The sequence below is a fragment of the Solibacillus sp. FSL K6-4121 genome (assembly GCF_038002585.1).
Lineage (GTDB): Bacteria > Bacillota > Bacilli > Bacillales_A > Planococcaceae > Solibacillus > Solibacillus faecavium.
On the sequence record NZ_JBBOCS010000002.1, the window covers coordinates 1476336 to 1502711 of the forward strand.

General features: G+C 34.0%; 46 protein-coding genes, 3 pseudogenes and 1 riboswitch. Of the genes and pseudogenes, 4 read left to right on the forward strand and 45 right to left on the reverse strand.

Features of this window, described 5'->3' with window-relative positions; all coding sequences use genetic code 11:
• Positions 1-161 precede the first annotated feature (161 nt).
• Positions 162-974 (reverse strand): bifunctional hydroxymethylpyrimidine kinase/phosphomethylpyrimidine kinase, encoded by an 813-nt coding sequence (gene thiD / locus MHH95_RS17080; protein WP_340728581.1) that lies wholly within the window; start codon positions 972-974, stop codon positions 162-164.
• 88 nt (positions 975-1062) lie between these two features.
• A riboswitch (TPP riboswitch) is annotated at positions 1063-1161 on the reverse strand.
• Positions 1162-1328: 167 nt separating this feature from the next.
• Positions 1329-2618: a glycoside hydrolase family 18 protein gene (locus MHH95_RS17085; protein WP_340728789.1), complete on the reverse strand. Its 1290-nt coding sequence runs from the start codon at positions 2616-2618 to the stop codon at positions 1329-1331.
• Between the two features lie 170 nt (positions 2619-2788).
• On the opposite strand from MHH95_RS17085, the gene MHH95_RS17090 reads away from it, so the two are divergent.
• Complete coding sequence (locus MHH95_RS17090; protein WP_191700415.1) at positions 2789-3229, forward strand: cell wall hydrolase; 441 nt, start codon at positions 2789-2791, stop codon at positions 3227-3229.
• Positions 3230-3303: 74 nt separating this feature from the next.
• Here MHH95_RS17090 and MHH95_RS17095 read toward each other — a convergent pair whose 3' ends face one another.
• Entirely contained in the window at positions 3304-3507 is a 204-nt protein-coding gene (locus tag MHH95_RS17095; RefSeq protein ID WP_340728582.1) for a hypothetical protein, read from the reverse strand.
• Between the two features lie 144 nt (positions 3508-3651).
• Between MHH95_RS17095 and MHH95_RS17100 the strand changes: the two genes are divergently transcribed.
• A complete protein-coding gene (locus MHH95_RS17100; protein ID WP_340728583.1) occupies positions 3652-3813 on the forward strand; it encodes a hypothetical protein in 162 nt (53 codons plus the stop codon).
• 71 nt (positions 3814-3884) lie between these two features.
• Here the strand turns inward: MHH95_RS17100 and MHH95_RS17105 are convergent, their stop codons facing one another.
• On the reverse strand, positions 3885-4037 hold the full coding sequence (locus MHH95_RS17105) for a YpzG family protein (protein WP_191700418.1): 153 nt from the start codon (positions 4035-4037) through the stop codon (positions 3885-3887).
• A gap of 182 nt (positions 4038-4219) precedes the next feature.
• Between MHH95_RS17105 and MHH95_RS17110 the strand changes: the two genes are divergently transcribed.
• Entirely contained in the window at positions 4220-4501 is a 282-nt protein-coding gene (locus tag MHH95_RS17110) for a hypothetical protein (protein WP_191700419.1), read from the forward strand.
• Between the two features lie 45 nt (positions 4502-4546).
• Here the strand turns inward: MHH95_RS17110 and MHH95_RS17115 are convergent, their stop codons facing one another.
• Positions 4547-5737 carry a M14 family metallopeptidase gene (locus tag MHH95_RS17115; protein ID WP_340728584.1) on the reverse strand — a complete coding sequence of 397 codons (1191 nt, stop codon included), beginning with the start codon at positions 5735-5737 and terminating at the stop codon, positions 4547-4549.
• Positions 5738-5930: 193 nt separating this feature from the next.
• Here MHH95_RS17115 and MHH95_RS17120 point away from each other — a divergent pair, with 193 nt between their 5' ends.
• Positions 5931-6560 carry a hypothetical protein gene (locus MHH95_RS17120; protein WP_251686599.1) on the forward strand — a complete coding sequence of 210 codons (630 nt, stop codon included), beginning with the start codon at positions 5931-5933 and terminating at the stop codon, positions 6558-6560.
• Positions 6561-6954: 394 nt separating this feature from the next.
• On the opposite strand, the gene MHH95_RS17125 is transcribed toward MHH95_RS17120, so the two are convergent.
• From MHH95_RS17125 to MHH95_RS17310, 40 genes and pseudogenes are all read right to left on the reverse strand, one after another.
• Positions 6955-7491, reverse strand: coding sequence for a hypothetical protein (locus MHH95_RS17125; protein ID WP_339213280.1), 537 nt, complete (start codon positions 7489-7491; stop codon positions 6955-6957).
• Positions 7492-7595: 104 nt separating this feature from the next.
• Positions 7596-8060, reverse strand: coding sequence for a toxin-antitoxin system YwqK family antitoxin (locus MHH95_RS17130; RefSeq protein ID WP_339213282.1), 465 nt, complete (start codon positions 8058-8060; stop codon positions 7596-7598).
• A gap of 247 nt (positions 8061-8307) precedes the next feature.
• Positions 8308-8979, reverse strand: coding sequence for a PoNi-like cognate immunity protein (locus MHH95_RS17135; RefSeq protein ID WP_339216943.1), 672 nt, complete (start codon positions 8977-8979; stop codon positions 8308-8310).
• Positions 8980-9056: 77 nt separating this feature from the next.
• Entirely contained in the window at positions 9057-9323 is a 267-nt protein-coding gene (locus MHH95_RS17140; RefSeq protein ID WP_340728585.1) for a hypothetical protein, read from the reverse strand.
• Positions 9324-9801: 478 nt separating this feature from the next.
• Entirely contained in the window at positions 9802-10119 is a 318-nt protein-coding gene (locus tag MHH95_RS17145) for a hypothetical protein (protein WP_339213286.1), read from the reverse strand.
• Positions 10120-10331: 212 nt separating this feature from the next.
• Entirely contained in the window at positions 10332-10499 is a 168-nt protein-coding gene (locus MHH95_RS17150; RefSeq protein WP_339213288.1) for a hypothetical protein, read from the reverse strand.
• Positions 10500-10773: 274 nt separating this feature from the next.
• Complete coding sequence (locus MHH95_RS17155; protein WP_339213290.1) at positions 10774-11307, reverse strand: SMI1/KNR4 family protein; 534 nt, start codon at positions 11305-11307, stop codon at positions 10774-10776.
• A 12-nt stretch (positions 11308-11319) separates the two neighbouring features.
• Positions 11320-11655: a DNA/RNA non-specific endonuclease gene (locus tag MHH95_RS17160; RefSeq protein WP_339213292.1), complete on the reverse strand. Its 336-nt coding sequence runs from the start codon at positions 11653-11655 to the stop codon at positions 11320-11322.
• On the reverse strand, positions 11627-12079 hold the full coding sequence (locus MHH95_RS17165; protein ID WP_339213294.1) for a toxin-antitoxin system YwqK family antitoxin: 453 nt from the start codon (positions 12077-12079) through the stop codon (positions 11627-11629). The genes MHH95_RS17160 and MHH95_RS17165 overlap by 29 nt, the downstream gene beginning before the upstream one ends.
• A 183-nt stretch (positions 12080-12262) precedes the next feature.
• Positions 12263-12637, reverse strand: coding sequence for a hypothetical protein (locus MHH95_RS17170; RefSeq protein ID WP_340728586.1), 375 nt, complete (start codon positions 12635-12637; stop codon positions 12263-12265).
• Positions 12638-12743: 106 nt separating this feature from the next.
• Positions 12744-13160 (reverse strand): immunity 70 family protein, encoded by a 417-nt coding sequence (locus tag MHH95_RS17175; protein WP_339213298.1) that lies wholly within the window; start codon positions 13158-13160, stop codon positions 12744-12746.
• Between the two features lie 148 nt (positions 13161-13308).
• Positions 13309-13884 carry a suppressor of fused domain protein gene (locus MHH95_RS17180; RefSeq protein WP_340728587.1) on the reverse strand — a complete coding sequence of 192 codons (576 nt, stop codon included), beginning with the start codon at positions 13882-13884 and terminating at the stop codon, positions 13309-13311.
• Positions 13885-13895: 11 nt separating this feature from the next.
• Positions 13896-14014: pseudogene (locus MHH95_RS17185) on the reverse strand (hypothetical protein); the annotation flags it as partial.
• A gap of 114 nt (positions 14015-14128) precedes the next feature.
• The gene (locus tag MHH95_RS17190; RefSeq protein WP_339213302.1) at positions 14129-14545 is read right to left on the reverse strand and encodes an immunity 70 family protein; all 417 of its coding nucleotides are present in this window, start codon (positions 14543-14545) and stop codon (positions 14129-14131) included.
• A 127-nt stretch (positions 14546-14672) separates the two neighbouring features.
• Positions 14673-14879, reverse strand: a complete 207-nt coding sequence (locus tag MHH95_RS17195) for a hypothetical protein (RefSeq protein ID WP_340728588.1) — start codon at positions 14877-14879, stop codon at positions 14673-14675.
• 64 nt (positions 14880-14943) lie between these two features.
• Positions 14944-15159, reverse strand: coding sequence for a hypothetical protein (locus MHH95_RS18660; protein ID WP_445683029.1), 216 nt, complete (start codon positions 15157-15159; stop codon positions 14944-14946).
• Between the two features lie 26 nt (positions 15160-15185).
• On the reverse strand, positions 15186-15476 hold the full coding sequence (locus MHH95_RS17200; RefSeq protein ID WP_340728589.1) for a hypothetical protein: 291 nt from the start codon (positions 15474-15476) through the stop codon (positions 15186-15188).
• On the reverse strand, positions 15464-15673 hold the full coding sequence (locus MHH95_RS17205) for a hypothetical protein (RefSeq protein ID WP_340728590.1): 210 nt from the start codon (positions 15671-15673) through the stop codon (positions 15464-15466). Before MHH95_RS17205 ends, MHH95_RS17200 begins: the two co-directional genes overlap by 13 nt.
• Positions 15674-15928: 255 nt before the next feature.
• Complete coding sequence (locus MHH95_RS17210; RefSeq protein ID WP_340728591.1) at positions 15929-16645, reverse strand: endonuclease V; 717 nt, start codon at positions 16643-16645, stop codon at positions 15929-15931.
• On the reverse strand, positions 16642-17103 hold the full coding sequence (locus MHH95_RS17215; RefSeq protein ID WP_340728592.1) for a toxin-antitoxin system YwqK family antitoxin: 462 nt from the start codon (positions 17101-17103) through the stop codon (positions 16642-16644). The genes MHH95_RS17210 and MHH95_RS17215 overlap by 4 nt, the downstream gene beginning before the upstream one ends.
• Entirely contained in the window at positions 17087-17461 is a 375-nt protein-coding gene (locus MHH95_RS17220; protein WP_340728593.1) for a YwqJ-related putative deaminase, read from the reverse strand. Before MHH95_RS17220 ends, MHH95_RS17215 begins: the two co-directional genes overlap by 17 nt.
• Positions 17462-17595: 134 nt before the next feature.
• A complete protein-coding gene (locus tag MHH95_RS17225; protein WP_339213312.1) occupies positions 17596-17916 on the reverse strand; it encodes a DUF6572 domain-containing protein in 321 nt (106 codons plus the stop codon).
• Between the two features lie 13 nt (positions 17917-17929).
• Positions 17930-18388, reverse strand: a complete 459-nt coding sequence (locus tag MHH95_RS17230; protein WP_340728594.1) for a toxin — start codon at positions 18386-18388, stop codon at positions 17930-17932.
• Between the two features lie 165 nt (positions 18389-18553).
• A complete protein-coding gene (locus MHH95_RS17235; RefSeq protein WP_340728595.1) occupies positions 18554-19096 on the reverse strand; it encodes a T6SS immunity protein Tdi1 domain-containing protein in 543 nt (180 codons plus the stop codon).
• A gap of 12 nt (positions 19097-19108) precedes the next feature.
• Positions 19109-19234, reverse strand: a pseudogene (locus MHH95_RS17240) (polymorphic toxin type 15 domain-containing protein); the annotation flags it as partial.
• An 88-nt stretch (positions 19235-19322) separates the two neighbouring features.
• Positions 19323-19748 carry an SMI1/KNR4 family protein gene (locus MHH95_RS17245; protein ID WP_339213318.1) on the reverse strand — a complete coding sequence of 142 codons (426 nt, stop codon included), beginning with the start codon at positions 19746-19748 and terminating at the stop codon, positions 19323-19325.
• Between the two features lie 96 nt (positions 19749-19844).
• Positions 19845-20033, reverse strand: coding sequence for a hypothetical protein (locus tag MHH95_RS17250; RefSeq protein ID WP_340728596.1), 189 nt, complete (start codon positions 20031-20033; stop codon positions 19845-19847).
• A 69-nt stretch (positions 20034-20102) separates the two neighbouring features.
• Positions 20103-20351: a hypothetical protein gene (locus MHH95_RS17255; protein ID WP_339213322.1), complete on the reverse strand. Its 249-nt coding sequence runs from the start codon at positions 20349-20351 to the stop codon at positions 20103-20105.
• Positions 20352-20506: 155 nt separating this feature from the next.
• Entirely contained in the window at positions 20507-20959 is a 453-nt protein-coding gene (locus MHH95_RS17260) for an SMI1/KNR4 family protein (RefSeq protein WP_340728597.1), read from the reverse strand.
• Positions 20960-20974: 15 nt separating this feature from the next.
• Positions 20975-21226, reverse strand: a complete 252-nt coding sequence (locus MHH95_RS17265; RefSeq protein ID WP_340728598.1) for an HNH/ENDO VII family nuclease — start codon at positions 21224-21226, stop codon at positions 20975-20977.
• The gene (locus tag MHH95_RS17270; protein ID WP_340728599.1) at positions 21226-21864 is read right to left on the reverse strand and encodes a hypothetical protein; all 639 of its coding nucleotides are present in this window, start codon (positions 21862-21864) and stop codon (positions 21226-21228) included. Before MHH95_RS17270 ends, MHH95_RS17265 begins: the two co-directional genes overlap by 1 nt.
• Before the next feature lie 20 nt (positions 21865-21884).
• Positions 21885-22182, reverse strand: a pseudogene (locus MHH95_RS17275) (recombinase family protein); the annotation flags it as partial.
• Positions 22183-22642: 460 nt separating this feature from the next.
• Positions 22643-22765, reverse strand: a complete 123-nt coding sequence (locus MHH95_RS18665; RefSeq protein WP_445683023.1) for a YxiF family protein — start codon at positions 22763-22765, stop codon at positions 22643-22645.
• Positions 22766-22801: 36 nt separating this feature from the next.
• Complete coding sequence (locus MHH95_RS17280; protein WP_339213324.1) at positions 22802-23224, reverse strand: hypothetical protein; 423 nt, start codon at positions 23222-23224, stop codon at positions 22802-22804.
• A gap of 3 nt (positions 23225-23227) precedes the next feature.
• Positions 23228-23758, reverse strand: a complete 531-nt coding sequence (locus MHH95_RS17285) for a hypothetical protein (protein WP_340728600.1) — start codon at positions 23756-23758, stop codon at positions 23228-23230.
• A gap of 15 nt (positions 23759-23773) precedes the next feature.
• Entirely contained in the window at positions 23774-24280 is a 507-nt protein-coding gene (locus MHH95_RS17290; RefSeq protein ID WP_339213332.1) for a DNA polymerase III, read from the reverse strand.
• Between the two features lie 235 nt (positions 24281-24515).
• The gene (locus tag MHH95_RS17295; protein WP_340728601.1) at positions 24516-24836 is read right to left on the reverse strand and encodes a hypothetical protein; all 321 of its coding nucleotides are present in this window, start codon (positions 24834-24836) and stop codon (positions 24516-24518) included.
• 54 nt (positions 24837-24890) lie between these two features.
• Complete coding sequence (locus MHH95_RS17300; RefSeq protein WP_340728602.1) at positions 24891-25130, reverse strand: hypothetical protein; 240 nt, start codon at positions 25128-25130, stop codon at positions 24891-24893.
• Between the two features lie 191 nt (positions 25131-25321).
• On the reverse strand, positions 25322-25876 hold the full coding sequence (locus MHH95_RS17305; RefSeq protein WP_339213336.1) for a T6SS immunity protein Tdi1 domain-containing protein: 555 nt from the start codon (positions 25874-25876) through the stop codon (positions 25322-25324).
• A 79-nt stretch (positions 25877-25955) separates the two neighbouring features.
• Positions 25956-26369, reverse strand: a complete 414-nt coding sequence (locus tag MHH95_RS17310; protein ID WP_339213338.1) for a hypothetical protein — start codon at positions 26367-26369, stop codon at positions 25956-25958.
• Between the last annotated feature and the right edge of the window lie 7 nt (positions 26370-26376).

The following is a 26376-nucleotide window of genomic DNA, read 5'->3' on the forward strand; positions in this document are numbered from 1 at the left end:
TCTAAATTGTTCAACAAGTCCATCATACTAAATTGCCAGAATAGTAGAAAAGAGCAAATTGATACATTACTATATCTAGGCAAGTAGTACTTTTTGAGAGTTAAAAAAATGCCACAAGCTATTCACTTCAAGAAACGGGTACAATTTACTCAATAAATTAATTAAATTACTTGCACATCGCAAATTCCTCGGTGCTCCTGGTAGGCAAAATGGTTTGTAGGACCAAATCCATGACCAATATTCAGTGGGTAACGAATTGCTAATTGGACAAACTTTTTTGCTTCAATGATCGCTGTTTTTAATGGCTTCCCCTTCGCAATTTCTGCAGTAATTGCTGCTGAAAATGTACATCCTGTTCCATGTGTATGAATTGTTTTCAGTCTTTCTGTTTTCATTTTAAAAGGCTTTTCCCCTCGAATAAACACCGTGTCAATCGCATGCTTACCCGCTAAATGACCACCTTTTATCACTACACATTGCATACCTAAATTTAATAAATATTCCCCTGCAAGCTCTATTTCCTCCTCGGTTTTGATCGTTAGCCCGGTCAATACTTCTGCTTCGGGTATATTCGGTGTACAAACCGTAGCAACCGGAAGTAGTTTTTCCTTTAAAGCTATTGTTGCTTGCTCTTTCAGTAAGCTAGCACCGCCTTTTGCAATCATTACTGGATCTACAATAAGTGGTATTTCTTTAGATTCCAATACCGAGACAATTGTTTCTACGATCTCTGCATTAAACAGCATACCTGTTTTAACAGCTTTTAAATCAAAATCATCGATTACTGCATTTAATTGATCCTTTACAAAATCAGCAGTAGCAGGATAGATTCCATGCACCCCTTTTGTATTTTGAGCCGTTAAAGCTGTAATCACTGATGTACCGAATACTCGAAGCTCTTGAAAGGTTTTTAAATCAGCTTGGATGCCAGCCCCGCCCCCACTATCGGATCCTGCTATAGTACATGCAATCATTTTTACCACTCCTAATAAAAATATTATTAAGTGACACTGCAAAAGAAAGACCCCACGTAAAATACGCGGGGTCTTAGTAAGTACATATGTATAATTGTACTTTGCTCCCTACGTCCGTATTAACGGTCAGGTTCTAAGGGTCAGGTTTTAACCTTCTCAACACAAATGTGTCCCCCTGCAAATGCATTTAATTACGTCGAGTGTATCAGAATAAAATTTACATAGCAAGTAAATGGTAAATTTTTAGATTCATAATATACTTCTAATGCGAAGTACGATTGTAAATTGCCACATCACTTATAAAAACTCAGATGAGCTATAAGCATTTCATCTGAGTTTTTATTTATTCCTATTTTATTTCTTAACGACATTAAAGTTTGAACCGATAAGTTGCCAGTTTTGGGGGAAAGGTAAACCAAGTTTCCAGTAACCGACACCCCGTAAATTCAGTCTTTTTACTAGATTAAATTTTGCCTGAATGGAACGTGCATCTTCAAACCATACAATATGTGAACGTCCTTGCTCATCATAATAGTTAAAGTAAGGTGCCTGTGCGGTATAGTCATATTGAATGGCTGCATTATAACGTTTGGCTATTTCAATTGCACGCTGTGGACTTAATGCTTCTGCATATTCTCCCCCTTGCACAAAAGGTAACGTCCAATCATACCCATACAAATTTTGCCCAAGTAAAATTTTATTTGCCGGAATTTCCGTTAAAGCATATTGAACTACTTGTTCAACTTGAGGGAGCGGGGAGACAGCCAGAGGAGGTCCTGCTGAATACCCCCACTCATATGTCATTAGCATAACAAAATCTACTATTTCCCCATGAGCTCTATAATCATGACCTACCGTCCATTCCCCTGGCTGATTCGCACTCGACTTTGGCGCCAGTGCCGTGGAAACTGTATAACCTTCAGCATGCATACGCTCTACCGCGCTTCTCAAGAAATTATTATAGGCTTCCCTTTGGTCACCTGGTATTCTCTCAAAATCAAAATGGATATCCGAAACATTCCCAATTCTTTTTGCTTCTGCAATAATATTGTCAAAAAGTAAGTTTTGTACTGCTTTACTTTGAAAAATATCACGTGCTAGCTCACTACTGAACTGATAATCTTCTAAATTCGTTATCGCCATTGCAATACTCGCATTATTTTCTGCCGCCAAACTAGGTAATGGTTCAATTACTGGTGCCTTTAATGAACCATCCCGTCCTGCTTCATAGCTGAATAGGGCTAAATACGTTAAATAGGGACTCGTTTCACGAACTTGATTTACTAGTAGCTCACTTACTTCGTCGCCTCTTGGTTCAACATAAGCAAAAATTTCAGCAGATGTTTTCGCAGCGGGTGGAATATATAAACGTGTTCCTATCATTAATAACGCGTTTGGAGATAAACCATTTACTTGTGCAAGTGTCAAATAATTCACGTTAAAACGTTGTCCTATTGACCATAAGCTATCCCCTGGTTGAACAATATAATATTGACCATTTACTGGAACCACAAGCGCTTGCCCTACAACTAAGCGATTAGGCTCAGGAATTTGATTGGCATCTACGATATTCTGTATCGTCGTTCCATAAGCTTGCGCAATTCCCCATAGCGATTCTCCTGGCTGTACAACATGAATTTGAATTGTCGGTCCTCCTTTTTCTATATACTAATTTATGAACTTAATGCTCTATTAATGCGAGAGAAAAAGTCATAAATGAATAAGAGCACTTTTTGAAATATTTTTTATACAAAACTAATTAAGATATGCGCATCCTAGCAAACTTTTTCATACTATAAATATGAGGTGAAAAAATGCCAAGAGTTAAGTACCGAGATGCAGATGTCGATTTGATGGCAAGAATGATGCGAGCTGAGGCTGAAGGTGAAGGTAAGCAAGGGATGTTATATGTTGGGAATGTAATTGTAAATCGAGTTGTCGCGGATTGTTTAGACTTTAGAGACGTCAGAACAGTAGAGCAGGTTATTTTTCAAGTTCAGGGAAATAACTATTCTTTTGAAGCAGTTCAAAAAGGAAATATGTTTTATCAGCGTGCAAGACCTACTGAACAACGTTTGGCAAGGCAAACATTAGATTTTTGGAGAGACCATCCAGCAAAATATGCCCTCTGGTATTTTAATCCTTCAGGGGAATGTCCTCCTACATGGTATGGGCAACCATTTACAGGGCAATTTAAACAACATTGTTTTTACGAGCCTGTAGCCGGAACATGTGAAAGTGTATATATGGGATAGTTTTACCTTTCTCCATATTATTAAAGAGCCTTTAATTAAGGCTCTTTTTTATTTGAAAAGAAAATCAAGATTAACTATTTTTTGTTGGACTGCTGATTTTTGTCATGATTTGTTTTATTGTTTTTATTTTTTAGTTTGGCATCAAATTCTTCTGCAAATTCAGCTACATTGTCTTCTGGATTTCGATCATGACTTGTTTTGTTATGATGCAGTTCTTTATAAGTAGCAAAAGGATTATGTGTTCTTTCATTCAATGTCTTTTTGTTGTTTTTGCTCATTTTCTCCACCTCCTACTGATTTAATGTGCTCAGTATTGGGGGTTTTATGCCTTTTTCCATCTTCGTTTACTTCCCTACTTTTTGTGATAAAAAACTGATCTCATGCCATATTAAGAAGGAATCCAATCGAAAGGAGAATACGAAATGGGCAGAGACGACAGCACAAGCAAAGGAACTAATAAGAGGTCGTTACCTCAAACACCTAAGAATGAAAAAATTGCTCCAAACAAAATGAGAGAAGAAATCGCAAATGAATTAAATGAACTACATCGCCTTGTAGAAAAGGGTAAAAGTAAAAAATTATAAGTAAAAAGTAAAAGGGCCTTCACAACAGAATACTACTGTTGGTGAAGGCCTGATTTACTTCTTAACAAAGGTTAGAACTGTTTAGCTTTCGCATTAATTCTCAATATTTGGTTTTGCAGAGTAACCTCTGTTTGACCATTAACCTGAGATTTCTGATGCTTATTTCTTGTCCAGTTTTGGTGGATTTTTTGAGATTTCGGATCTAATGCACCCTTTTTGCTCATTCGTTCCGCCTCCCTATGTTTAAAGTGAAATCCAAATTAGTATGGTACGAATTACTTCATTTATTCTTAAAGCAAAGTCCTTTTTGAATTCATTTACTGGCAATTTTTTTGACGGATGGATTACTCATCAGGATCAATACTAACAGTGAAAACAGTCCCGAAGACGGAAAGGATGAGGAACAGTGGCTAAAAAAAGTTCAGGCACACCTAGCTGGAAACAAAATCACCCGATTAGTTTACTATCCAACTCAGTTGAAAGAACAGAGCGAGCAGTAAAACAGGCAATGTCCCACCCAGAAGAATTTGCAGTAGAACATGCATTCAATTCATTGGAGCGTACCGAAAATGCACTTGCCAATGCAGAACAAAAACAGGAACATATGGATATTGTTGAGCAAAATAAATCCAAACTAGATGAACTAAAGCAAAACATCCTGGAAATTGATGAAAACTTAAATTCATAAAAGTATCCCCCCGTTCCATCACAAGTGGTAACGGGGGGATTTCATTTACATATAAAGTGCACTTAAGAAAATCCCTAATGCTTCTTCATAAATTTCACCAAACTGGCTGATTGGTAAAGGGTTCGTTCCAAGACCTAGTTCTACTGTGAAACCTGGGCGACGCCAGTCTTGAATAAACCAATCTTTATAACCAGCATAGCTTTCGATTGTCTGTATCGGCTCATATCCACTAACCCTGGCAAACTCGTTGACAAGCTGTTCTGTTTCAGGAGGCTCCAATCCCATGAATCCCCAAAAAATAACTTGCCCTTGTGTATGAAAAGCCAACACACGAGCAAAATCCCGTTCAACCGTTAGCTCGGCCATTGCAATGGACTCTGGTTGAGATAGCGGACTTTCCCCACCATAATCGCGTGGACCTGGTGTTTTCGGATTTCTTTCTCTTTCCAGTTCCCATTCAGCAGGAAACTGGTCATTCAAATCAACCCCATTAATGTTTGCTTTCCAACCAGAGAAATCCGTACTCCCCCCATTCCATTCGATTAAATTATTGCGGATTGTTGCATCTTCCGGAGGTCCGTTCAGTACTAAATCCACTCCATCCGGATTTACCATAGGCACGATATTTAAACTTGTTTGATTATACAATGGCAATGTATAAAGCCCTCGTATTGAACCATTATTCGTTAGCGACAGTAGGTACTCATTAAGAAACGTCATAACAATCGGTGTTGTAATCCATTCATTGGCATGAAAAGAAGCATTAAAATGAACACGTTTCTGCCCTTTTCCAATCGTGAGTCCTGGAATTTCTTTTTCTAATACAGAATTTCCAATCGGCTCATTTACTAGGAATGGATAGATTGCCTGCAATGTACGAATATCCTGTACCATCGTGCTGTAATCATAATTTTGTTTACCATTTACAACTAGCCATGTTACACGAACAGGTAATAGTAATTGGATACCGACTTGAAGTACATATGGACTGATACGTGGATTAACCAGAAAAATCGCATCCATCGGCAAATTAATTCTTTGTGCAATCGACCAAACGCTATCTCCCGGTTGAACCGTATATGGATTTGTTACATAGCCGGGAATTTGGACAGGTTGGTTCGGGATTAGTGCCTGTGCATTTAAATTACGATTTGAATCAATAATTAGCTGATAAGGAAGATTAAAAACTTGGCTATAATACCAAAAAGAATCACCCGGTCTAACAAAAACCTCCACAAAGCTCCTCCCTCTATAAAATAATCAATAGAAAAGTATATGAATGTGGGGAATGATTATTAACACGGTTCGAGAAAACGGTTTATTACTTTCAATCACTTTCTTTATCTCCTAATATTTCCCTATATAGTGAAATTGAGAGCAGTTATGTTATAGTATAATCTACTAAATTTTTATTGTATGGAGGTTCATCATGGAGACGAAAAGAATATCGCTGCATCGTGCACTATCTGAGTTAAAAATGCTTGGTGAACGGATCCAATCGGCTACGTACCGCGTAGTGCTGGCTCGAGCAAACCGAAAAAGCAACGAAAAAATTGAAGGCATGTCAATTGATGAATACAAAAAAGAAATGCAAGGTTCGTATGACAAAGTCACAAGCCTTATTCAATACCGCAATAAACTAAAAGCACTCGTTGTCGAATCAAATGCTAAAACAATCGTTAAAATTGGAGTAAATGAAATGACAGTGGCTGAAGCAATTGAACGTAAACAATCAATTGCATATGAGAAGGATTTACTGAATCATCTACGCCGCCAATATTTTGAAGCAATCGACGAAGTAACAGCTGCAAATGAGGCCCTTCCAGAAAAGCTTGAAAATTACCTGATTAATATTTTGGGCAGCAAGGAAAAGCAATCATCCTCAGACGAAGTGAAGCTTCATACCGATACTTTTATGAAGCGCAATGAATATGAATTGATCGACCCGATGCAAGTAAAGAAAACCATTGACGAGCTTGCAGCGAAAATCGAGGAATTTGAGTCAGAAGTAGACGCTGTATTATCAGAATCAAATGCCACAACATTTATTGAGATCTAACTAATAATTTGCATAGCGTAGCGAAAACAGTAAACGGATCGGCGCTCGTGCTTTGACTGTGTGCGAGTTGAAACAACCAAACAGTCACTCAACCTACAATTAATAGATGAATTTTTAATAGAAAAGTTCAAAGTATAAAGGTCAAAGCTGAAATATCAAAATTCAAAGCTCTTAACTTTTAAAGCTCAATGTTCAAATGATAAAGCTCATTCAAATCCTGGAGTATGGTTTAGGTATGCCGATTCATGACCGTCTGTGGCTCCACCAGGCAGCTATTGTTGTGCACAAATAAGCCGAATTCGCTTTCTTAGCGAATTCGGCTTTTGTTTTACTTACCCTTTTACCGGTGCTCATTTTTCCGTCCGAATAATTATGGATAACAAAAAAGAAGCAGTCAATTGCAACTGCCTCCCTCAAAATTTAATAGGACAATCTCATTTTCATCATACCAGTACTTTTCTGCTCTATCTATGTATGATAAAAAATCTTCGTAGCGTCCTGTCCAATTTTCAGGTACAAAATCCTCGTAGGAAGCTGGTTCTGAATAAAGAGAGTACAGCTCTCTTTTATCGAAATTTACGAATAAAGAAGGCATAAAACTATAAAAAGTGTCCTCTTTCGTTTCAGTAAGTAAATTTAACTTAAGCCTTTCTCTTAATTCTTTTGCTGAAACAGCATACTTTGCCATTCTTGGCGCAAATTCTGCATATGAATCCTCATCTAATATATCTATGCCTTTCCTTTCATCATCTTCTTCGATAAATGGACCAGTATATGCAATTCCCATTTCTTTAAATTTCTTTTTATATGCCTCTTCTAGTTTTTTTCTATCTAAAAACCAAATATCTTTTTTGGAAACATACCATTTGAAATGATTATTAATTAATACACCTACAATAATATTCTCAAGTGCTTTAGGTACTAATAACATGTGTTTCAACTCCGTGTTATTATTTTTCTTACTCAACGTTTTCGAACTGTAATCATTACTTAGAAATCACTAAAATTCCCACGATTAATATATTTTCATCAAACTTATTCATCCTCATTACCTTCAGAAAGTCGGGCAATTAGTTCAACTTCATCTTTTGTCGGGGTATCTTTTATTCCAATTATGTTTCCTTGCTTATCCCATTCAATATATTTTAAACAAATGCCAAATTTATACTCTCCTAAAAATTTAATTTCTTCACTTTCATACCAAATTTTTCTTATACCCCTCGTTTGTCCTTTTACCATGTAATCTGAAGATTTCACTTTTCCATTATTGTGAAATTTAATATAATCCCCTTCTTTAAAACCATTTTTATAATAGCAATAATAGGCAATACTTCCATTATCAAATAATTCATAAGCTAAACCTGTAAATGGCATACCTCCCTCATCTTCTGGATTGTCTAGTACTTCGTCGCCGTACGAGGTAAACCATAATTCTTCATCAAAATTTATACCATGATTTAATACATATTCTTTACTTAGTATATCTTTTTTATTTTCCACCTTTTTTCACCTCTGAATTAGATTCAAATCCTTCAGTAATACAATTTCAATGTAGGAAGGTCGGCATTATCATACCAGCTAGTTTTAGTTTCTTACCCGACCTTACGATATGCTCAAAATTACAGTAATGTTTTATAAAAAAATTACAAGCCTCACTTTCCATTTTACTGGGCAGACCCACAAAAAAAGAAATCTTGAAAGGCAATTGCCAATCAAGGTGCTATATTAATGAATTATATTTATATTATCATTCTTCAAAATGAACCAAATCATAAGGATAGTATGGAACTTCTCTTAATAGCGTATCATCTAATCGAAGGATTTTTGCAACTGCACCACTTTCATAGCTCCAATAGCCACTATAGATATCTTTATTGCCTTTATGAGATTCATACCATCCTGTATCATTTTGCCCTTTATACCATTCTTTTTCCAGATAAACTTTTAACAACTCCAAAGCTGTATTTTGATTTTCCGCCTCAATAATATTTTGAACATATCCATATGGATTTGAAAACAGGTATTCCGATCCGTTATTTTCCCAGTCTGAATCAATATACTGCACTAAAAAATCGATCAATTTATCATTTAACTGTTCTTTTTTTATTAAATCTAATAAACCTTTTAACTGATCTTTAGAAATGTTAAATAAAATTGCTAAAGACATTATCTTTAATAAATTTGAATAACTGCCTTCTTTATTCCATATATCTGTAAAATACTGAATAACCTTAGGAAATAACTGCTTTATTTCTTTAACGGGGGCCCCTAGAGAATACAAAGCATTCATCTTATCGAGATAAAAATTCACTAGGGATAACTTGCCCGTTCTAACTCCCTTAAATTCTGTTCCCTTTTCATTTATTAATTGTTCTAATAAACCTTCAAATTTATCTATTCGTTGATTTTGATAATCTATATAACATTAAAATATTCTCGATCTTTTAATTTATCTCTCATAAGTAGCTCCTTTATTTTTTCACTTTTTCAGCAGAGTCAAGGACTGATTCTAAGACATTTCGCTTCTGCAATTATAAATTGTGGCGGAGGATTTGAATCTTCATAAACACCGTCGATGCCTTTATAGCCTTTGCTTTCATAATGAACAACCATCTTCATTTCACCGTAATTCCCTTTATGTTTGTTGGTTTTTAAAGAGCTCTTTCCGGTTTCTACCTCATCTCTAATCTTTAATTGCGTCTGATTTACCTTTCCGGATTTACCCGAACCCTTCCCAACAACCTCATCCAAGTCACTCTTCATAACAACCTCACCCACGTTACTATCTACAATTTTATCAATCGCTTTCGTTTTCAGACTTTTGTAGCGCCACTTGTTTGAATCGTCGTTAAAGCACCTGTTTGCGACACGTCGAATTCAATCAAAAAATAAAGAGTAATTGTACTCTACACTCTGTATCATAAAAAAACATGGGATAGTATTCCATTGTTAAAATAGTTATAGGTTAAGAATTTTCAAATCACCTTTATCTTCCTCTGCCACATCCATTGCTGTACGTAACACTTCAAAAATGTTTTCCCGTTGGTTGTTGCAAAATAATTCACTATATTACTTTTTTTACCACAAACTTCTTTTAGTTAAGAAAAAAACTTGAAAGGCATAAAGCCAGTCAAGGTATGATAACAATTACATTATATAAATATCCACTACTTCACCTACTGTTTATAGGTAAGAATATCATAATAGGTTTTTATACTCTTTCTAATACTTTATGGCTATTTTAAAGCAATTCCACTCCAACTTGTTTAAAAAATTTAACCTTTAATTTTTCTTCTTCCCCCACATTTATTACCATAACTTTGTCATCTTTTTTTATACTTGTTACATTATTTAAATCCCCTGTAAATACTATAGAATCATTAAATGTAATGGTTAGACTACTCGTTTGTTGATATACATCTAAGGTTAAAATCACCTTGAAATTTTGGTCATCTTTGTAAGTATAAATTAATTCTCCATCATCTATATTACCCGATATACTAACCGGCTCACTTTGAAAAAGTTCTAATAGATCGTACTCATCATACTTTATAAACATTCGTCTTCATCCTTTTATTGATTATTTCGGTATAACTGTAATAACATCGTCTAATACTTTGACATCCTTTGCTTCATGAACGAACGATCTTCTATTACCAGGTGTCTTTTTCGTATTCATTATAGCGTCTTCAATAACTGAAGATGGAATATTTCTTGGATTAACCTATTTTTTGATAAAGTCACTAAATTCTTTTGTTTGTGGCTTATAACCTAATTCTTCAGCTTTCCCACGTTACTATCTACAATTTTATCAATCGCTTTCGGTATTTTCAAAAATTCCCCTATTGGAATGAAGGATGCTAAAGCAATACCTTTATCAAGGCCCGAAGCATTTTTATCTTCTAGCGTGTTCACATCGTCCAATAGTAAGAAATCCAACAAACCTTTTCCGACTTTTGTCGCGCCACTTCCGACATCTCCTAGGAAATTAAGAAAACCATTCCCCTCTTTTTAGTACGAGCTTTGTCATCTCGTGTGCAAAATATAAATCGAGTAGTTAGGGTGTGGTTGTTTATTTAAATGTCACTGTAACCAATCTCATAAGTTTGCTAACCATCATGGGTTTTTGATTCAAAAGTGATTTTGTTTCTAATCATAAAATTCTTAAAGTTAAAAAACCTTGAAAGGCATATAGCCAATCAAGGTTAAATAACTACTCAACATTTACTGAAACAAATGTAGTTTCATCACTTGGAAAGTCATCAGGGAATGCATTGCATATTAATTCTTTCGTTATTATTTGATATAAAAATTCTACCATTGGAAGTGAGTAAGTATAATACTCTGGTGATCTTGATTCATACACCACAATTTTCCATTCAGCAGGTTTTCCATCTGTTAACCAGTACAATTCGTCACCATTATCCGTGTAAGCCCATGGAAGTATCCCCTCACTTGAAGGGTAAACTTCATGTTTATAATATTGTGGGAAATTTTTCTTAGATTGAATATATGCATCTGTCATTTCCTTCTGCCTAACAAGATAATTTACATTTTCATCATTTACAAAAGGAGTTAATATCCACAAGAAATTGTCAATACCACCCGTACCATAAGTTTCAATAAATTTTACATAATCTGAAGGCAGTTCCGTACCAAGAGTGTCAAAAAATTTTCGCCATTGTTCTTTATCCCCAGTTTTTTGTGAAATTTTTGGAGGGGGGAGTATTTTAATTAATTTATCCAAATAAATCGACTCCTATTTCATATTTATTACTGTAACATCTAAAGAAAAACCATTTGTTCCCCTTGCTTTTAACGTAACACCTTTAGGCATTAAATTATTGCTCTCATAGATCGGAATTGATTGGTATCTTACAACTTTACCTTTTTCAACAACTGCTCGAACAGAACTCTCAAAATCTCTCATAACAGTTGAGTTTACAGGTGTCTGATAAAGTGTGACTAAATTTCGTGCATCTTTTCGAGAGCCATCTAACTGGCCGCTGAGACCAAAATTACTTAAAGGTTGTTGACCATTTTGATAAAGACCAGGGAGGGCAATATTAAGGTTCCTTACTGTACCTTTTGGCATACAATAAATCGAATTCACTTGGTTCTGTTTTTTGTTCCATAATATTTCCCTCAACGTCGTACTTTTTAAATGTCATCTCACGTCCGGCAATACATTCAGACTCATACTTTTTAGCCCCGTTTTCATAAAACTCAACCTGATAGCCGTCTGCAGAGCTTTTATCCATATTCCCTATTAATTTTATATTACCATTCAGAAAAAACTCCACATACTTACCTTGTTTAACACCATTTTCTACATAGAAATAACTCTCTATATTTCCATTTTCATAAATATCGTAAGCTATGCCCGTAAACAATTTTTCTTTGTTATCATCAGTATACTCTACTATACCTAAATTATAAGGTCCCCCGTAACCTAAATGATTTTCAAACTCTACTCCGTTCTGTATTATATATTCCTTCGTTAATATATCATTTAACATTTTTTAAAACCTCCGTGATTATTTTAAATTCATCTGTAAGATAAGCACAATGCGAGCATCCAGGATACATCATTTCAGCTGTCTGGTTTTGTTTTACTCTGAACAGTACGAATTACATTTATAACAAAATTATCTATACTAGCGTTAGGATTAGCTTTCAATGCTTTATTTAAAGTAATTACCTCAGCGTGTGAATCCACACCCTTCGTGAACTTTAGACAGAAAGTCTTGAAGGATTTTCCTTACTGGTGCACTGGCACCTGGTAATAGGTCATTTATACGTTGCAGAATTTCAGGGCCACCTAATATCTTTCTTTTACTTTCTTGGCTTGTATAACTCCTTAATGTATCTATACAAGTCGCAAATAATTCTTCATCATCAGTATTCAGCAAGGACATTAAAATATTAAGTTCATGCTCATTACACTGATTATCCAAACAATATGCTATTTTTCTCTGCCATTCTATTGATTTACTAAGTACTTGATTGGATAATTCATCCCAATCACTTAAACTAAATTTTAAAAGTATCTCGCCTGCTATAATACAACCCGTCATCATACCAAGAATCTACTGTTGTATCTGCAGATAAAAGATTATCTAATTCCTTGTACATATTTGGTACCTCCACATAAATTTGAATTAAAAACCTAATGGACGATATTTATATGCTTTCTATATAAACATCAGAATTAGTTTTTTGTCCCTTCTCTAATGCTTTCATTAACATATCTATTAAGTCCTCACCCTCACTTGTTATAAAATAATTAGATAAGTTTGTTATATCCTTACTAATGTTATCACCCCAAGGCGGACTTTTAGATAAGTTATCAATGTCCCATATTACTTGTGATGGGCTAAAATCCTGTAATTTCTTTTTAATTGCTTCTAATTCATTTATAGCGCTATCAATATTCTTATTCTCAAGTTTCCCATTATAGAGTTCATTTAATAAGAAAGGATATTCAGTTCCCCATCCATTTTGTTCTAAATGATAACTTATTGTAGAGAAAAAAGAGTGTAAGTAATTACCATGCCCGATTTGATACCAGTAATATTTCACTTTAAATCCCACAGCCATTCTTCTCACCTCAATCAATTTGTTTTAAATCTTTTATCTACTTAGTTAGTATGATAACCATCATGAATTTTTGATTCAAATATTGTGTAAAAAAAATATAAAAACCTTGAAAGACAATGTAGTCAATCAAGGTCAATAAACTAGAAAATTACACTATTGATTCTCTTTCTAAATCAAAGATATCTATCTCTTCCTGTTCAAATAATTCTTCTAATGTATCTGTTCCTTTTTCTTGGGCAAATAGATATTCATTCTCAGATATTGGAACAGCTAGCAGCCAAGCCACTTTTTTATTTGGAAATTCAAGTATATGTAAATCTTCCCACAAGAAAGGTGACACAAATAACACATGTTTCATTTCAGTATTGGGATAATACATCTTTATTATATCTCGAAATACTGAACCATGGGAAACTGAAAATTTTGAGTTAATAATACAAAATGCACAGCTTGCCAATATATTAGGATATTGTTTATAATCTGTTGCTATTGCGCCAACTATTTCTATTCGCAAAGGCGTTTTTTCAACAGTCAATTCAATTGAATAGTCAGATAGTCCAATAGTTGAGTATGATGATACACCGTCAAAGGGTCTATTAACTGTTGAAAGCATATCAATGTTACTGACATTATTTTCGTCCCAGTATTTTGAGACACAAGGTTTACCCCCTAAAGCATGTAGAGCTGTCTTTGCAATTATTTTATTCTCATTAGAAATACTCAAAGTAAACCTCCTTATCCATCTTTACAATTTTTATCTCCGAAATAATCGTCGATCAGTCTTTAATTTTATGGCTTGAAGATGGTAATTCAGGTCGGCAATGGTCTGGATTATTGTGTTCATCTAGAAACTCTTAGCCTCAAATAGGGCTTATAAAGTTTAGCTTTACTATCAGAATAAAGAGTGATGTATTCGACACTCCGTATCATAAAATAATCATGGGATAGCGTCCCATGGTTTAAAAAAATTATAGTTTATGAATTTTCAAATCACATTTATCTTCTTCTGCCATATCCATCGCTGTTCGTATCACTTCAAAGAATGTTTTCCCATCCGTTGTTGCATAATAGTTCGCAAGATTAGTTACTTTGGAACTTATTTTATCCCCCCACGGAGGTTCTTGTGATAAATCATCAATATCCCATATAACATGTTCTTGAGAGTGTTTTGATAATTTCTGTTCAATTTCATTTAAATTAGATTTTGCAACAGAAACATCATCCCAATTTAGTGTGTCATTATACAACTCATTCATAATTAAAGGGTATTTTGTCCCCCATCCTTCTTTTTCTAAATGATATGAGATTGTTGAAAAGAAAGAATGTACAAAATCGCTATGACCTAATTCGTAATAAAAACAATCTACTAATATTCCTACTGTCATCTATATTTCACCTCTAATCTTGCCAATGTATTTCTTTTAGTCTTACTCCGTTAAACAAAAAACCTTGAAAGGCGTAAAACCACTCAAAGTATGTTTTATTCTATCTATAAATTATCTCCGCCTCCAGTTAATTTCCCCTACCAGGATAAACTGCAGGTATGTATATACCCTTTTTCCTATTTTCATTATCGATAATATGCCAATTACTATCATTTAACCATTCTTCGTTAAAAATATTTTCATTAAAATCTTTTTCCTCATCAACAATCGCTGCAAAAAAATCGTTGAATTTGTCGATATTTTTCGAAGGGTTAATCTGAGCATTAATCCACATTCCCTCAACACTAATATTGCATATATCTCCTAAAACTCATTTAAAAAGTATAGTTTCAAAATTCTCACTCCTTTGACGTAACCTTAATATATTTGCTTGGAACTTCCCCTTTAATCAAATTCTCATTATCCCTTTTAGTCCTATTTCCATCTGTTTTTTCTCTAAATTTAACACCTCCATTATAATTGCTTAAATTAACTTCATACTTCTTGCTATTAATTTTGTATTCAACTTCAAATTTTGAAGGACGGGAAGAATTAACTTTATAAATAGGTTCAATTTTAACTTCAACTGTTTTGCCTGATTCTAAAGCCTTTTTCCAAGAAGTTTTAAGAAATCGAACAAAATTTTTTCGACTTTTGTAGTGCCACTTCCGATATCTCCTAAGGAATTAAGAAAACCATTCCTCTCTTCTTTCACATCATCTACTGTTGGGACTGTAGCTGAAAGCTCTTTTACGACTTTTTTATTTCGTTGCTTCATACCAAATACTTTCGGAATTTTCAAAACTTTTCCTATTGGGAGGAAGGATGCTCCGGCAATTCCTTTATCTAGTAATGATGCATCTTTATCAGCGAGCGTGTTCACATCGTCCAATCTACTGTTGGGGCTGTAGCGGAAAGCTCTTTTGCGATTTCTTTTTCTTTTTGCTTCATAAATGAAACGAAATTTGTTGAAACCATCGCACCGCTGAGACCGAAAGTAACTAAAGGCTGCTGACCATTTTGATAAAGACCAGGGAGGGTATACGGATTCGCTCCACCGATTCCTCCAAGATTTAATAATGGATTCATATTAATCAATTGATCCAACGATTGCATACGTTAGGCCAGTGCAATCATTAACGGATTCCGGGGTGAGAAGGATTGCCAGCATTCTACCTGGAAGTTAACACTCGCCAGGAATATTGAAAACAAAAAAGCACATGTCGCCTAAATTAGACACTCAAGTGCTTAAAAATCTATTTGTTTTCCTTGTTAATTACTATGAAAACACTTTATTAGCTGAAATATTATTTATTAGTCATTATGTCTTATTGTATATAGAGATTATCCTCCCAAATCATTCTCTATTAATTGTTTTCTAATTTTATGGGTTTCTATATCTGCTAATCTAACGGGAATAGGTAAACGACTCATATTATTAATACAGTTCAGAACAATTTCAGTACTTGTTTCTATGTCAATCCAGTTCCCACAGGAAATAAAAATGGGTTTTACATTTTCTGTTGTTCTTAAAGTTCGACCATATATTTCATTATTAATTACAATATTGGTATAAGATCCTTTTATATTTTTTGGCATAATCGAGTCTACACCTTGGATTTTAAGATAACTTTTTGCCACACCAATTGTTGGTTTCTTTAAATACATTGAAGCATGAGTAGCAATTCCCATATGACGATAATGTAAATACCCATTTCCATCAAACATATATAAATCAGGTTCATTAGATAATTTCTTCGCAGCTTCAAGTACTAAAGGCAACTCACGAAAAGCGAGGAAGCCTGAAATATAAGGAACATTTATTTCTCCATAACTATATACTTTTTCGACAACTTCCTTTGTAGAATAATCAATCATAACAATACAGCATGTACCATACGTCGTGTTATTTACATCCCAATAAGCTAGATCTACTCCCGCAATGGTTTTGATTTCATTAACGTCAAAGCTATTCTCAAGATTTACTTTGGGTAACAATTCATTCTGAATATTGGTTAATTCATTTATCAATTTCATATTATTTAAATCTACCTTTTTCATTGAGTATCACTTTTAAAAAAAGATTCAATCAATTTTAAATCTGTTTCTGTAGGAGAAAGTTTTTGTTTTATGATACGACCTTCAGTATCCCATTCTATATAATGAAAAGCTATACCAAATTTATATTCTCTTTCAAATTTTAATTCTCCACTTTCATACCAGATTCTTTCGGTACCATTACTTTGTCCATGAATTAAATTTTTCTCTGATTTTAAATTGCCATTTTTATAAAACTCTATTAACTCTCCCTCTATAAAACCTTTTACATAATTTGTATAGTATATCAAGTTACCATTATCATATAATTCATAAGCTAAACCGGTAAAAGGTTTCCCATTCTCATCCTCAGGATTATCTAAAACTTCATCACTGTAGGATGTAAACCATAACTCTTCGTCAAAGTTAGTCCCATGTTCCATAACATATTCTTTACTTAATATATCAATTTGATTTTCCAATCTTTTTCACCTCTGAACTAGATTCAAATCCTTCAGTAATAAAATTACAATGTGGACAGGTTGGCATCATCATAGCTGCCGATTTTAATTTTTTACCAGACCGTACTACATGGGTGATAAAATTTGAAGTACTCGCTTGTGGGTTTGCAAGTACCGCTTGATTTAATGAGTAAACTTCCGCGTGAGATCCTGCCCCATACGTAAATGTATATCCTTCTTTAATATTTTTTGGCATATTGATAATCCGTTGTTCTATTAAATGGTGTAACTCTTCTGGAATCTTACCTGAAGTATTATTGATTCCAAAGTAATACTTACCTGTTGTTTTATCAAAAGTTCCAGCTACCGCAGGCCCCATCTATCTTTTTATAAATACAATTAGATATTATTTTAAAATTTTGTTTTTTCGCCTCATGCTTTATATTAGTCAATATGATTTTCTCGTGTTCTTGGTTCTTTTGATTTTTGCTCATGCCTCTTGCTCCATCCATTTTAAACGTCACTATTTACCAATTGAATATTATACTCTCTTAATTGAGTATTAATCACCTCGAAAAATTTTAAGTAATTCTCGGTTGCTTTATATTTAAACCTTACATCAATAACATAATATTCAAAAACTCTGTCTGGATAGTTATCTGAATACTGATTTGATTCAATAAAGCCTATATATGCATTAATTTTATCTTGCAAAAGAGTTAAATGTTCCGATTCATTTTTCCAATCCAAATGATCTGCAAGCATCAATATCAAGCCTTCTCCGTCCTTGCTGATACCCATAGCATCAATCTTATTAGTTTCTAATATAGACATAATGTTCTCCTCTCTAATCCGGTCTGATAATCTCAACTTTTGTAGGAGATATAGGAGTACCACCTTTAAAGTTTCCTTTTCCTACTACGTTGCCCCCACCACTTTGTAGTTCAGGGAATCCTTTTACTTGATTTTTAGTTAATGGTGCTGTAGTTGATGATTTATATTCTTGAATTACTATATTACCAGTGGATTTATCAGTACCTATTGCATCAACTCTAATTTTTGTCCCTTGATTTGTTTTTATAGTTACTTGTTCTACTATATAATCTGCAGTTTTCTCAAACTCTAGTAATTGTGCTTCTTCAAAAGCTCTTCCTTTCGCCCGATTCTGAGCTAATATATCAGCCTTCTTACGACGCTCAACATCTTCACCCCTAGGCTTACCAACAACCTCATCTACATCACTCTTCTTAACAACCTCACCCACGTTACTATCAACAATTTTATCAATCGCTTTCGGGATTTTCAAAACTTTTCCTACTGGAATGAAGGACGCTAACGCAATCCCTTTATCAAGACCCGAAGCATTTGCAAATGTACCAAAAATAGAAATTACTAAGGAAAGATTAAAACACCTGATTCCAAATTAGGTAATCAAGTGTTTATGGTTAATTCTATAACATACTCCCGAATATTACTGAATTGGTCCCATAAATTCAGTAATAATAAGAATATGCTCCTTCAGTTTGACTTTTTTTAGATTCTCTACTTTTTCTGCTCCACCTAAACCTAATAGAGGGGTATAACCGAAGCAATCTTCATAAAATAGTTCTCCCCAATGATCCACAGCTTCAGGATATGGTTTCCACTTTAAATACTCATTCCGAAATTTTTCTGAATCCACACTTTTGAAAAAATACAAAAAGTTTGGCATAACTGTTTTAAGTACTCCATATCTAAAATTAAGCAATCTTACATAACCGTCAGCCCATAATACTAAATCTCCCATACCAGTAGCAAATAACACTATAGAATCCTTATATCTTTGACTACACTCTTGTAAAATATCAATGTACTCTTCTGGGTTAACACTTTTAAAATATCCTTGCATAAATGTTCCAAATCCATATTCCTGCCACAAGTCTATTATTTCTTTTGGAACAAGGTTTTTATATTTTTCTATTATTTCTTTAGGAACTTTACTGTGTGTCTTAAAATCATTTAATGTTTTCTCCATAAAAAAATCTCCTTAGTATGTCAGTTTAACATTTAAATAGGTACTTTTTAGTTGCTCAGGTGGCATATTTTTTGCCATTCCCCTTATTTGTTCATCAACAATATCAATTCTATATCTCCATTGGGAATCTATTGAAGGGGCGTTACTACTACTGCATTAAACTTATGAGTTTGTTCTGGTCCGTTAATTGATTCATAAGTATCCCCCGGATTAACCTTATTGTTTTTTACCAATTATCAATTCCTTCTTGAAATATGTCTATTAAATAGTCATCAAATGTATTATATCGTGGGTGTAAATCTATCCCTCCCCTTTCCAAACTATATATTCTGTCATCATTAATATCTGCACAATACATACATCTAGCAAATTCTCCCGAGTCCTCTAAAACAATTAAGTTCATGCCCAACCCTAATTTTCTCCATCTCTCTGTTGCATCAACTACAGATGCTCCTAAATTACCCTGAACACCTTCAAGCTCAACTCCACATATTCCTCCCGAACCATATTTTTTTATAAAATTGCGATAACTTAGAGGGAATTTAACTTTAAGTTTTTCTTCAGCCTTATTAATATATTCTTCTGATATTTCTCCAAAAAAATCATCTTCTTCACCATAATTTTCGATCATCTTTATAATTCTTTCATCCATAAATTAACTCACTCCTATTCGACTTTCCTAGTGCCTTCGGATTATTAGGTACATAATTTTTATCAATCTCAATTTAGTAAACTCTTCTGGATACATCTACTTCCTTTCCACTAACTTTAACTGTTCCAATATTAAAAAATCCAACAAACCTTTTCCGACTTTTGTAGCGCCACTTCCGACGTCTCCTAGGAAATTAAGAAAACCATTCCCCTCATCTTTCACATTATCTACTGTTGTGGCTGTAGCGGAAAGCTCTTTTGCAACTTCTTTTTCTTTTTGCTTCATAAATGAAACGAAATTTGTTGAAACCATCGCACCGCTGAGACCGAAAGTACCTAAAGCCTGCTGACTATTTTAATAAAGACCAGGGAGTGTGTATGGATTCGCTCCTCCGATTCCTCCAAAATTTAATAGTGGATTCATATTAATTACTTGATCCAACGATTGCGTACGATAGGCCAGTGCAATCATTAACGGATTCTGACTAGCGAATGATTGCCATTGTTCTGCCGGGAAGTTAACATCGGTATGAATATTGAAAACATAAAAAAGCACTCGTCGCCTAATATAGACTATCAAGTGCTCATAGTTAACTGAATCCATAAATTCATAAAGTAGCTGTACTCCAACTTGTTTATATCCCCCACTATAATTTTCATAGCTTTTTTTATTCTTGTTATATAATTTCTTGATGGTACAACCAACAAGAGTTTTTGATTTTCTTTAATTTCATTTATAATTCTTGCTAATTATCTATCTTAAAAATCTTCTTCCCAAGCTTCTTTTGCATCAAATAACCTTTGTGATAAAAACTCATAAAAATTTTCTGCCGAATTATAGTCATCAAGGCCTCCTTGCTTATTCCACGCTATTACTGGGCATTCATTATTATTCTCCACATTGCTTGTATCCAAACAATAAGCATATTCATCTATATCTTCAATAACTACTAAATTCTCACTCATTCCTAAATCCCTATAACGCTTCGTTTCTATAACAACAGTAACAATATTAGACTTAGCCACTCCTAAGATATCTACACCATATAATCCACCAGACCCATAATTATTTAAAAACCACTTATAACTTTCTGGCAATTTTAACTTTAGGGTATCTTGAACATAATTAATCTGTTTTCCATCTACACCTCCAGTAAAATCATCTGGTTCCATATTTTCCTTAATAAAAATGGTTAATTCTTCTTTATTCATTCAGAATTTCTCCTTTTACAATTCACCTTTATCTATTTGTTTAGCTCTCCATCTCCAATATTTCGATCTAAAGTTTTCATATTGTTTTTTCAAAACAGGATCATTTCTAAAGCTTCCTCCATTCTCCACTAAACCATGCAATATTCTATCATATTCTTTATGCATACTACTCGGGAGCTCCACCATTGATCCGGGTTCTCTTTGGATTAAATGATGAAGTTCTATTTTTGTCCCATCTTTCCAAATTGGAGGTCTTCCACTCTTCATTAATTTGTCTTACCAGTTTTAGAGTCAACTCTCTCGTAATCAATATCTCTCCTTTGAAAAACTCGTCTGCTAGTATCCCTTAATTCTCCATTAATTTTAGTATTTCCATTATATTTTACAGCCTTATAGTTTTTATATTCCTTACCCTTCCCAACAACCTCATCAACATCACTCTTCTTAACAACCTCACCCACGTTACTATCAACAATTTTATCAATCGCTTTCGGGATTTTCAAAACTTTTCCTACTGGAATGAAGGATGCTAACGCAATTCCTTTATCAAGACCCGAAGCATTTTTATCAGTGAGCGTGTTCACATCGTCCAATAGTAAGAAATCCAATAAACCTTTTCCGATTTTGGTAGCGCCACTTCCGACGTCTCCTAGGAAATTAAGAAAACCATTCCCCTCATCTTTCACATTATCTACTGTTGTGGCTGTAGCGGAAAGCTCTTTTGCGACTTCTTTTTCTTTTTGCTTCATAAATGAAACGAAATTTGTTGAAACCATTGCACCGCTGAGACCGAAAGTACCTAAAGGCTGTTGACTGGTTAGATAAAGACCCGAAAGTGTGTATGGATTCGCCCCTCCGATTCCTCCAGGATTAAATAGTGGATTCATATTAATCACTTGATCCAACGATTGCGTACGATAGGCCAGTGTATCAGTACCTTCACAATATCTGACCGCCATAATCGTCTTGTGTTCAGCACCACCACATAATCAATTTGGACAGACGAAAGGTGAGCCAACATTTCCTGTAAGCCCACCCTGTCAATTTCTAATGCTTCTTCATTTAGTTTGGCGCCACTAATTCCTTCATCTCTAAAAATATGAATCAAGTTTTAAGCCTTGTTCCTTACAATATGCTTTAATTTCCTCTTCTTGATATTTCAAGCTAAATCCATCTCTTGGCTGCCCTTGAGTTGAGATTCGTATATACCCAACAAAGTTCAACTTTTCACCCTCCCGTTAAATAAATTGTAATTTTGGTAACGCTTTTTTAACGAATAGCGAGTATTATACGACCGTCTTTAGTAAAAATACAACCCAAAATGCAAAGGCAATAAAACAACTCTCTTTCACTTTACCCATTGTTTATCGTCACAAGCTTTGTCGTTCTCGTTAGTTTGTTATCCAATCCTTGTCATAACTACCCATGCTATGTAAAATGTCATCTCACCAAATTCTCACACTTCTTCCTAGCCATGTATTAAAATAAAACGCCTTGATGGTACTACCATCATGAGCTCTCGATTCTCAAACGAATCATTTTCTTATTGTCTCACTCAAATATCAGCTGATTTAGTATAAATTAAAGTAAAAAACCTTGAAAGGCATCTGCGCCAATCAAGGTTCTCATATTTTTCCTTATGAAAGTCCCCAAACACTTAACTCATAAAAATATTCCGTTCGTTCAATACAAACCAAAATTAAAATCTTCTGCAATTAGGATAAAATCTCCATATCTAACTGAAAACTTTGTTAACTCAATAATTTCATTTAAGTGACTAAATACTTCATTAACATTAACCAACACTGCTTCTATTTTATTTTCTCTAAAAAACGTAACAGACTATTTAAATTTTTCCAAACTATAATACGGATTAGAGATATTCTCGCCTACTTCATCTATTGTTTCCTGTATTTCATCTAGGATTGATTTATCTATATCCTTATACTGTTCCAGTGATTCTTTTATTTTATTAAAGCAAATTTCTAGACCGAGATTTACTACAATAGAAAGAATAATATCTACTTCATCATAGGAATCTGTATTCCATAATTTAGAGAGAGTTCTATCAATATCATTTCTTATATCACTTCTTAATAACTCGTATGTCATAACTTGCCTGTCTGTAAGTTGATTAAGTATTAATAAAAAATCATTTTTTTCAATTTTATTATTTCTAAATTGATCTAATACATTTTGAAACAATGATATTAGTGTTTCACTTGGTATTCTATCAGGTAGATTCTTAATTTCATTTATATCCATATTTTATTTCCCTTCTATCGGAATATGAACCTCATTTAAAGATTGATTTTTTGTCCATGTTCCATCTGATTTTAGCTGTTTATTTCCGATTTTTATCTGTGCAGTCCATCTTGAACCTGATGCTGATCCTGAATATTTGCTTGCCGCTACAGGGTCTGGAGAATGCCATCTAATTATAGCCTTTTGTCCATCGGCAAGTGTAAATTCATACTTTGCACCATCAGTAATAGTATCGGTTGGTTTAAATGAATTTGGAATATTCGAAGGAATCATTGATTCCAGATTAGACATACTAACTTCTCCATTTTTCAGTAGATTTTGAGCAGTATGTCTGGCCTGATCTCTGGTCTTATTTCCGATATTACCCGTACCCTTACCAACAACCTCATCTACATCATTCTTCTTAACAACCTCACCCACGTTACTATCTACAATCTTATCAATTGCTTTCGGGATTTTCAAAACTTTTCCTATTGGGATGAAGGATGCTAACGCAACCCTCCACAAAAAGAAACCTTGAAAGGCATTAGCCAATCAAGGTATATAAGTCTATTCTTCACATAGTTGAATAATTTCTTTGGGAACAGATTCAAAAATTAATACTTCTGGCTTTGGATAAGACCTCTTTATTAAATAGTCTTCAAGTGTCATCATACTTTTCCAATATAGTTTTAGCCAATATTCAATAGTTTCTCCAGTATCAATATTTAAAGCTTCCTCATCAAAGTCTTTCAAATCCTCATAGAATGCTTGGTCATAGATTGAAAGGGAAATATCACCATCAAATACTAAGATTTTATCCGTAAATATAGGAAAGCCAAAAGATTTTGAAAAACGATTGGTTATATCAACACCTATTGCTTCTTTAAAGTTAAGCCAGGCAGGAGCATTGGAGGGTTTTAATAGTTCTGTTATCTCAAATTTTACTCTACCACCATTACTATATCTATTATTAGACTTAGTAGAATATTTAATGCCACCATTCATGACTTCTTCCAGCGAAACATGATGTTCATGATTTTCAGGTAAATATGCATGATACAACATATTACTCAAGTATTTCACCTACTTAATAGTTATTTTCTTGGAACATATGGGACATGTGAGCTTCTGGTTGGATCAACAAGATTTTCAAATACCCTATGACTCCCTGTCGGTGTATCAGGTGTACTGATATTTCAGTCAAATTCTTTATAATACTTAGTTATTTTGTTTGGATTTGGATTGTTAGGATTTGGCCAGTTTGAATAAACTTTATCAGGATTAGTCATTGTTTCTTGCCTTAACTTGGCTACATACACATCTTCACCATATTGTGACCTATTAGGAGTAGATGGTCTACTTGGCCCAAACATATGTTTTTCAGAATGTGGGTTAACAAAGTCTTTAGAATTGCTACCACCACCTGGTTTGGTAGGAACTGGAGCATCACCCTTCCCAACAACCTCATCAACATCACTCTTCTAACAACCGCACCCGCATTACTATCCACAATTTTATCAATCGTTTTCGGGATTTTCAAAACTTTTCCTACTGGAATGAAGGATGCTAACGCAATACCTTTATCAAGACCCGAAGCATTTTTATCGGCTAGCGTGTTCACGTCGTCCAATAGTAAGAAATCCAACAAACCTTTTCCGACTTTTGTAGCGCCATTTCCGACGTCTCATAGGAAATTAAGAAAACCATTCCCCTCATCTTTCACATCATCTACTGTTGTGGATGTAGCGGAAAGCTCTTTTGCGATTTCTTTTTCTTTTTGCTTCATAAATGAAACGAAATTTGTTGAAACCATCGCACCGCTGAGACCGAAAGTAACTAAAGGCTGCTGACCATTTTGATAAAGACCAGGGAGTGTATACGGATTCGCTCCTCCGATTCCTCCAAGATTTAATAGTGGATTCATATTATTCACTTAATCCAACGATTGCGTTCGATAGGCCAGTTCAATCATTAACGGATTCTGACTAGCGAATGACTGCCATTGTTCTGCCGGGAAGTGAACATCGGTATAAATATTGAAAACATAAAAAGCACTCGTCGCCTAATATAGACAATCAAGTGCTTATAGTTAACTCTAACCATATTTCCTGTACATTACTGCACTGGACCCATAAATTCAGTAATAATACGAATATGTTCCTTCAATTTGACTTTTTTTAGATTCTCTACTTTTTCTGCTCCACCTAAACATAGCAAAGGTGTATAGCCAAAGCAATCATCATACTCTGGTTCATTATATTTTTCTATTGCTTCTGGATAAGGAAGCCAATCTAAAGCCTTCTGTCTAAAAGCCTCTTCCTCTAAAAATCTTAGAAACAAGGAGTATTTTGAAGCTACAACTTTTGTTTTACCTTTTCGGTAATTTATTGTTACAATATAGGATTCTTGATTTTCATCCTTTTCAAAAAGTATTAGATCACCTATGGATGTACTGAAAATAGGTATTGTCCCTTTACTTCTTAAATAAGACTCATTTACTAAAGAGCTAAATTCATCAGGGTTAATTATTTTTAAGTATCCATTCATTATTGTACCATACCCATATGATTTCCATACTTCAATTAAAGCTTCTGGGAGCATATTCTTATATTTATTAATTGTATATTCCTCAACTTCACTTACTTTTTTAAAATCTTTAAATAAGCTCAAATTACACCCTCCTCTGATATGGCAGCATAGCAATTAAATAGACAGGGCTAGCTCCAATAACTAAAGGTTTTAATCATACTTACTCCTCTACCCCTGAATAAGGATTACCAATGTTTCCATCTAATTCATTTATTGTTTCCTCTATTATTTCCTTAACATTAATACTTAGACTTGTACTATCTATTTCCTTTAATGTTTGAAAACTATTTGAGAGTCCAAGATATGCAATTATTGACGTTACATTATCCATTAACTCATAAGAATTTGGGTCTAATATTTCTTGAACTATCGAATCTACCTTATCTTTAATTTTTTCATCCAAAAATTTATAGGTATGCCATTGTCTTTCTGCTAATTGATATATAGCTTCAGACAAATCAATCTTACTTCTATCCCCATTATTTTCGTAATAATCAATAACCTGTTCAAAATACATTTTTAGTATTTCCTCAGATAAATAATCGGGTAACTCATCAAATTTAGAAAAATCCATTCTTAAT